Here is a 7,114-nt window from a genome sequence, read left to right on the forward strand (position 1 = left end):
TTTTCGCTATCCATTCTGGTTGCTGGACAATATAATACTAAAAATTATGGTTTTTTAATCACTCTTCCGCGGTTTACTGAATAGAAACCGAAACGCTTTCTTATAGAGTCCATTGTTTCTTCAATTCTTTGATCTTTTTCTTCTTCTTTATCTTTGAAAAGCAAAGAAGAATTGTCTTTAGAAAGTCCTGATGCAGAAATGCCGAGAAGACGTACTTTTCGCCCCTTCACATACAGTTCATCAAAAAGTAAAACCGCTGTTTTGTAGATCCTCTTGTCACTGTTAGTTTCTGTAATAGTTTTTCTATGCGTTTTTGTAGTAAAATCTGCATAACGTACGGTAAGTGTAATGACAGTCGAGAAAAGATGGTGCGCTCTTACCCTACTGCCAGCCTTTTCCGAAAGAAGCTCAAGCACGCTTTTTATATAATCTATTTTATCCGTATCTACCGGAAATGTAATCGAATGTCCTATAGATTTTGACTCCTCTTCTTCCATCGGGGTAATAACAGGAGAATCATCAATGCCCCTTACTGCATTGTAAAGAAATTTCCCGTACGAATGAAATACCTGCATGAGTACTTTTATGGGAATTTCTTTAAGTTCCCCTAATGTTTTTACATTGAAAGAGCTTAAAAGTGCACTTTCCGTTTTTTTTCCAATTCCTGTAATTTTATTTACTGGCAAACCATTCAAAATTTTTGCTGTTTCTTCTTTTCTTATTACCATCAATCCGTTAGGTTTCGCAAGTTTTGAGCCAAGCTTTGCAAGAAGTTTATTATAACTTATGCCCACTGTACACGTAATATGAAACTTATCTTTTACTTCTTTTCTTATTTTGTTTCCCATTTCTATGGCTTCAGCAAAATCTTTTACTGTATATGTAAAATCCATAAAAACTTCATCGATTGAAGAATATTCAATAGCCGGGCAGAAATTATAGTAAAGCAAAACAATCTCTTTCGATATACGCACATATTTTGCTATGTCTCCTTGAATTAATATAAGGTTTGGACAAAGCCTTTTAGCAAGTTTTAAAGGCATTGCAGAATGTACGCCATACCTCCTTGCTTCGTATGATGCAGCGGATATTACAGAACGACTTTCTACATTCCCCGAAATGGCAATGGGTTTGCCTTTAAGATCGCTATTTTCTGCCTGCTCTACAGAAGCAAAAAAAGCATCCATATCAATGTGCATAATTATTCTCTTTTTCCTTTCCATAATTTTATTATACATCCTTCCTTGAGAGTATAAAAATTTCACATTGTTGACAAATAAATTCAAAACAATATATTATGTTAAAAATAATAATTTATAAGGAGAGAGTAATGGCAGAAAAAAACATTACCAAAGTAGAACTTAAACAAGCATACGGTCTTACAGTAATGGCAAGGGCAAACTCTAACCACTGGATCGTGATGGACGGCCCAGAAGATTTTAAAGGCCACGATGGTGCACCAAGACCCATGGAACTATTTCTAATGGGAGCAGCAGGATGTACATCCCAGGATATAATATCAATTCTTGATAGAATGAAAGTTAAATACAATGATTATAAATTAAAGATAACTGCAGAAAAAGCACCTGATCATCCGCATGTATTCACAAAAATTAATCTTACCTACATGATCTGGGGAGATGTACCCGATGATAAATTTAAAACCGCAATCGAACTCTCTGAAACAAAGTATTGCTCAGCATTGGCCATGCTGCGAAAAACTGCTGAAATACACTCAGAGTACAAAATTTTTAAAGAATAATAAATTACTTCTCTTTGAAGAGATTGTACATTTTTCTTTTTTTAAACTCTTCCTGTTTTCCTTTATTATACTGGCTTACTGGCCTTAGATAGCCAACCACTCGTGAATACACTTCTACTTTTTGTCTTTTTTCTTCAGGGATAACCTCTCCATTCTCCAAAATAAGGTTACCTTTTTCGTCTTCTCTTGCGTTCATCGTTTAACACCTCCTTTATCGATGACTATTTGTCGATATTAAATGTAGGGATATCTTTGCTTTCAACGTTTTTAGTTTCTTTTCTTCCGGCAATACTAACAAGCTCTTCATCACAGTATGGGCAATATTTCCATTCACCTTTAATATATCCGTGTTTAGGACAAATGCTAAATGTCGGCGTAATTGTAATGTATGGAATCTTATAGTTTGTAAGTATTTTCTTAAAGAAAATTTTAGCTTCCTCCCCGTAATTCAGTGATTCGCCTAAAAAAAAGTGTACGACAGTTCCACCGGTATAGAGTAACTGTATTTCTTCTTGTTTTTCTGCTACTTCAAACGGATCGTCTGTATAATTCACAGGTAGTTGTGTTGAATTGGTATAAAATGGTTCTGCATTACCTTCTTGTACCTCTTTTTCATTTGCAACGATGATGTCGGGATATTTCTCCTTATCCTTTACCGCAAGGGAATACGAAGTTGACTCTGCTGGTGTTGCCTCAAGATTATACATATGGCCTGTTTCATCCTGAAATTCTTCCAGCTTATTACGCATAAAATTCATTGTCTTAATTGTAAAAGCAATGCCTTCTTCGCTCCCTATGTCTTTTCCTATAAAATTAAGTAATGCCTCGTTCATTCCAATAAGCCCAATAGTGGAAAAATGATTATCCCAATAGTGTCCTGTAACTTTCTTTATAGATTCAAGATATACGCGTGAGTACGGATAAAGTCCGTTTTCTGTAAATTCCTCAATTGTTTTTCTTTTTACTTCAAATCCATCTCTTGCGGCATCCATAATTTCAGCAAGAGATAAGAAAAATTCTTCCTCATTTCTTGATAAATAACCAATTCGTGCCATGTTAATTGTAATTACGCCAATACTTCCTGTAAGTGGATTTGCACCAAACAATCCTCCGCCTTTTTTTCTCAACTGTTTTACATCAAGCTTAAGCCGACAACACATACTCCTTGCATCTTCTGGCTTTAAATCAGAATTAATAAAATTAGCACCATATGGTATACCATATTTAGCAGTTGCCTCCCACATTGGTGTAAGTTCGGGATTGTCCCAATCAAAATCATTTGTAAAATTAATTGTAGGTATCGGGAATGTAAAAACTCTATGATTCCCATCTCCTTCAATCATTGTCTCCCAGAAAGCTTTGTTAATCATATAAATTTCTTTTTGGAATTCTCCATATCTTTTATCCTGTTCTTTCCCGCCAATAACTACTTTTTTATTCACTAACAGAACGTGGGGGTGGATATCGAGAGTAATGTTAGAAAATGGTGATTGTCCTCCAGTCCTTGTTGTTTGAGACATATTAAAGACAAATTCCTGTATTTGCTGCTTCACTTCCTTTTGAGTGAGATGGTCATAATAAACAAATGGAGCAAGAAGTGTGTCAAAAGAGTTTAAGGCGACAGCTCCTGCAACCTCATTTTGAAGAGTGAAAAGAAAGTTTACAATCTGTCCGAGTATAGAAGAAAAATGTTTTGCTGGCTTTGAATATGGTTTCCCGGGAACACCCCCAAATCCTCTCTTTATTAAATCTTCAAGGTCCCAACCGACACAATAGCTTCCAAAGAAAGAGAGATTGTGTATGTGCACTGCACCATTCCTGTGCAAGTTTGCAATTTTTTGCGGATAAACTTTACTAAGCCAGTATTCAGCTTCTGCTTTTCCAGCCAAAAATGATTTTAATCCCTGTACAGAATAACCAATATTTGCGTTTTCATGAACTTCCCATGTGCCTTGCTGAAGATACTTTTCAACTGATGCAGGGGTGATATAATTTTTAATTGCACGCAGCTGCCTTCTATTTTCCCGATATAAAATATACGCCTTTGCAGTTTTGTAATACCCCCTTCTCATCAACACTTCTTCAACTTTATCCTGTATTTGTTCTATTCGGATTGGCTCTTCCCCACTCTCATAGATTATTTCAGTAATCACAATATGGGCAAGAAGTTTTACGTCATCTCCAGTTAACTCTCCTGTAGATTGTCCAGCTCTTTGTATAGCATCGACAATTTTTTCCCTCTTAAAGCTAACTATTCTGCCGTCTCTTTTTAACACTTTATTCATGAAATTTTTCTCCTTTCCCATGTGTATGTTACCTTGTAAAAAAAGTATAAATCAAATTTCAATATGTGTCAAACCCTACAACAATAAATTTAAAGCGCAACACCTATTTTAAAAATACAAGCTGTGGATAATGTGTATAACTTTTAATTATGAGGAGTAACAAGAACTGTTTCATATTTTTTCATAAAGCACCGTGCTTATATCAGGAATAGAACGATTCTTTAAAAAATCTTCACTTCCACTTATAGCAGCTTCAAAGCTGGTACCTTTTTTTTCATAAAAGATACCAATTGGAATTTTATCACCGCATTCCAGTGATTTACTCAGAGCTGTTGCAAAATTGTCTGGAACATAATTCGTTTCCTCCAACTTGTACACACGCTCTCTATAATACGCATAGGTATCATTAAATGTTGTGCAGGGCTGGATCACATCAACAATAGAAAATCCTTTGTGCATAATCGCCCTCTCAAAAAGATGTTCAAGGTGTCCCGGCTCTCCAGAAAACCCCCTTGCTACAAATGTAGCTCGCGAGACAATCATAAGGCTTATCGGGTTAATTGGATTCTCTACATTGCCAAACGGCGTCGACCTCCCCTTAAATCCTCTTGGTGATGTCGGGGTAAATTGCCCTGTAGTAAGCCCATATACACTGTTATCATGCACAATCATAGTGATATCTGTATTTCTCCGCGCTGCATGTACAATATGATTCATACCTTCCGCATATACATCTCCGTCTCCCGCAAAACCTACTACTATTAAACTAGAGTTAGCAATTTTCATTCCTGTTGCAAGCGGAGGTACTCGCCCGTGCAACGGATGGAAAGAATTTAAATCATAGTAATTTGTAATGTACCCGTGACAACCTATGCCAGAAATTAGAACAATGTTTTCTTTTTGGAGTTTGCCCTTTTCAATATTTTTCTCAATAACTTTTTTGAACGCCGAATATATTGCATAGTTCCCACATCCTGGACACCATTGAATTTTTTTTGTTGTACCTATGTTCATTTCAATACCTCCTCTATTTTCCTGCGGAGCTCAAATGAATCAAATGGTCTTCCATCATAACGAAGAATTTTATTTTTCATTTCAATGCCTGTTTTTTCTTTAACAAGCCTTGCAAGCTGGGCGGTAGAGTTTTGCTCAACATCTATAATATTTGTTACTGTATCAAAAACATTTTTACACTTTTCAGATGAAAATGGGTCAGCTACGACGATCTGCATATATTTTACTGGCAAATCTTGAATTGCTTCAAGGATAGCTCCTTTTGGAGAGCCAAATGAGACAATAAGATTTTTTGCTTCAACGTTCCCATACATATTAATTGTATGTTCAGAAAGAAAATCACGGTTTATCGTATCCTGCTTTTTCATCCTCTTCTCCTTCATTTTTATCACATTATGGGGCAAGCCGGATGAATACCCTTCTTCAGTGTGTTCAGTAGAATTTGTATGGTTAACAACTCCTTTTGTGCCAGGGGTTGCAAAAGGGGAAATACCATCATCTGTATCAAAATACCGTTTGTATTCAACGTCTCCTTGAAAATATTTTACAGGTAATTTAAACTGTTTATCAAAAGATATATTTACAGTTTTACTACTCTCTGAAATATGTTTGTCAGAAAGAATAAAAACAGGCGTTTGATACCACCAAGCATACTGAAAAGCTTTTACTGAAAGTTCAAAACACTCATCAATGCTACCAGGAGCAAGTACAATACGGGGAAACTCTCCGTGTCCCGTATATAATACCTCGTTTAAGTCACTCTGCTCAGTATATGTAGGCACGCCTGTAGTAGGCCCTGCGCGCTGAGAATCAAGTATCACCACTGGAATTTCTGTCCCACCCGCAAGGCTTATCGCCTCGCTCATTAAATCAATGCCAGGTCCGGATGTTCCAACCATAGCAGGTACGCCGGCATAAGCTGCACCTATAGCCATCATAATTGCAGAAATTTCATCTTCAGTATGAACAGCAGCAATATGTAACCTTTTTGATTCTCTTGCAAGAAAATGTAAAACAGAGCTCGCAGGTGTAATTGGGTACGCCGCATAAATTTTCATGCCGCCATATACAGCTCCTAATGCAATTAGTTCGTTTCCTGAAACAATCGGATAGGGAGACTTAACTCCGCATGATAAAGATATTTTAGGAAAATTTTTCTCTTTTGCTAAATTAAAACCGTATTGTGCAAGCTCGATATTTTTCTGTCCTTTTCCTTTAAATTCAGATTTAAGCACTTTTTCTACAAGCGAAAATGGAATATTTGTAATATAGCTAATTATGCCAAGCACTATTGATGGCTTCATCACAGGAATACCTTTATGCCCTTTCAAGATTTTGTTGAACGGAACATTTAATCCGTCTTCTCCATCAAGAACAACAATTCCGTTTTCTTTTAATTTACCCTTATACCGTTCATAGACATCCTGGTGGAAAGAAAATATAATATCCTCGCTCCTAGATTGTGAGAAAACTTCCTGTTGAGAGGCATGCACTTCACTGTAATCCTGCCCCCCTCGAATCGTCGAGACATAATCATCCATAATAAAAATATGGTATCCATATAGATTTAGTAGCTTTCCTATGGTAAGTGCGCCACGTTTGATACCTTCACCAGCTTGTCCACCGAGAAAAATCGATATTTCTCCCATATACTCCTCCTTTATCATCTTACATAGTATACTAAAAGAAAATTAACAGGCAAGAAAAAATTCTAAAAATTATATTTGAATAACATAAAAATAATGTTATAATTTAGCATAATTTTTTTACAAGGGGAATTATAAAAAGGAGGGACATCATGAAAAAATTTTTTGCAGTAATGCTTGCTATCTTGTTAATAACTTCATTTATTGGGGTAAAAACTTCATCGGCTATCTCGACTTCAATTCCTATACCAGCAAACTTTGCCGCTTATTCATCCGGAACAAATATTTACCTAAGGTGGGACTATTCTTATTCGGGAATTTGGCCATTAAAATTTCTTATTGAGGAATACAACTATAGCACTCACGCATGGGATTATAAAGGATCCGTTACATATCCTACAAAAAAG

7 protein-coding genes are annotated in these 7,114 nt (G+C 36.1%); 2 read left to right on the plus strand and 5 right to left on the minus strand.

All coding sequences use genetic code 11. From position 1 onward, the window contains the following. Window positions 1-44: 44 nt before the first annotated feature. The gene (dinB, locus tag U9Q18_01905; GenBank protein MEA3313112.1) at window positions 45-1,223 is read right to left on the minus strand and encodes a DNA polymerase IV; all 1,179 of its coding nucleotides are present in this window, start codon (window positions 1,221-1,223) and stop codon (window positions 45-47) included. 107 nt (window positions 1,224-1,330) lie between these two features. On the opposite strand from dinB, the gene U9Q18_01910 reads away from it, so the two are divergent. Next, window positions 1,331-1,762 (plus strand): OsmC family protein, encoded by a 432-nt coding sequence (locus tag U9Q18_01910; protein MEA3313113.1) that lies wholly within the window; start codon window positions 1,331-1,333, stop codon window positions 1,760-1,762. A 4-nt stretch (window positions 1,763-1,766) separates the two neighbouring features. Here the strand turns inward: U9Q18_01910 and nrdD are convergent, their stop codons facing one another. The 4 genes from nrdD to U9Q18_01930 all read right to left on the minus strand — a co-directional run bounded on the left by nrdD (window position 1,767) and on the right by U9Q18_01930 (window position 6,710). Next, entirely contained in the window at window positions 1,767-1,958 is a 192-nt protein-coding gene (gene nrdD, locus U9Q18_01915; protein ID MEA3313114.1) for an anaerobic ribonucleoside-triphosphate reductase, read from the minus strand. 25 nt (window positions 1,959-1,983) lie between these two features. Then, window positions 1,984-4,047 (minus strand): ribonucleoside triphosphate reductase, encoded by a 2,064-nt coding sequence (locus tag U9Q18_01920; protein ID MEA3313115.1) that lies wholly within the window; start codon window positions 4,045-4,047, stop codon window positions 1,984-1,986. Between the two features lie 171 nt (window positions 4,048-4,218). After that, window positions 4,219-5,061 (minus strand): thiamine pyrophosphate-dependent enzyme, encoded by an 843-nt coding sequence (locus U9Q18_01925; protein ID MEA3313116.1) that lies wholly within the window; start codon window positions 5,059-5,061, stop codon window positions 4,219-4,221. Beyond that, complete coding sequence (locus tag U9Q18_01930; protein ID MEA3313117.1) at window positions 5,058-6,710, minus strand: 2-oxoacid:acceptor oxidoreductase subunit alpha; 1,653 nt, start codon at window positions 6,708-6,710, stop codon at window positions 5,058-5,060. The genes U9Q18_01925 and U9Q18_01930 overlap by 4 nt, the downstream gene beginning before the upstream one ends. A 149-nt stretch (window positions 6,711-6,859) precedes the next feature. On the opposite strand from U9Q18_01930, the gene U9Q18_01935 reads away from it, so the two are divergent. Continuing rightward, window positions 6,860-7,114: hypothetical protein (locus U9Q18_01935; protein MEA3313118.1), on the plus strand; the 255-nt coding region annotated here is incomplete at its 3' end.

This window comes from Caldisericota bacterium, assembly GCA_034717215.1.
Lineage (GTDB): Bacteria > Caldisericota > Caldisericia > Caldisericales > Caldisericaceae > UBA646.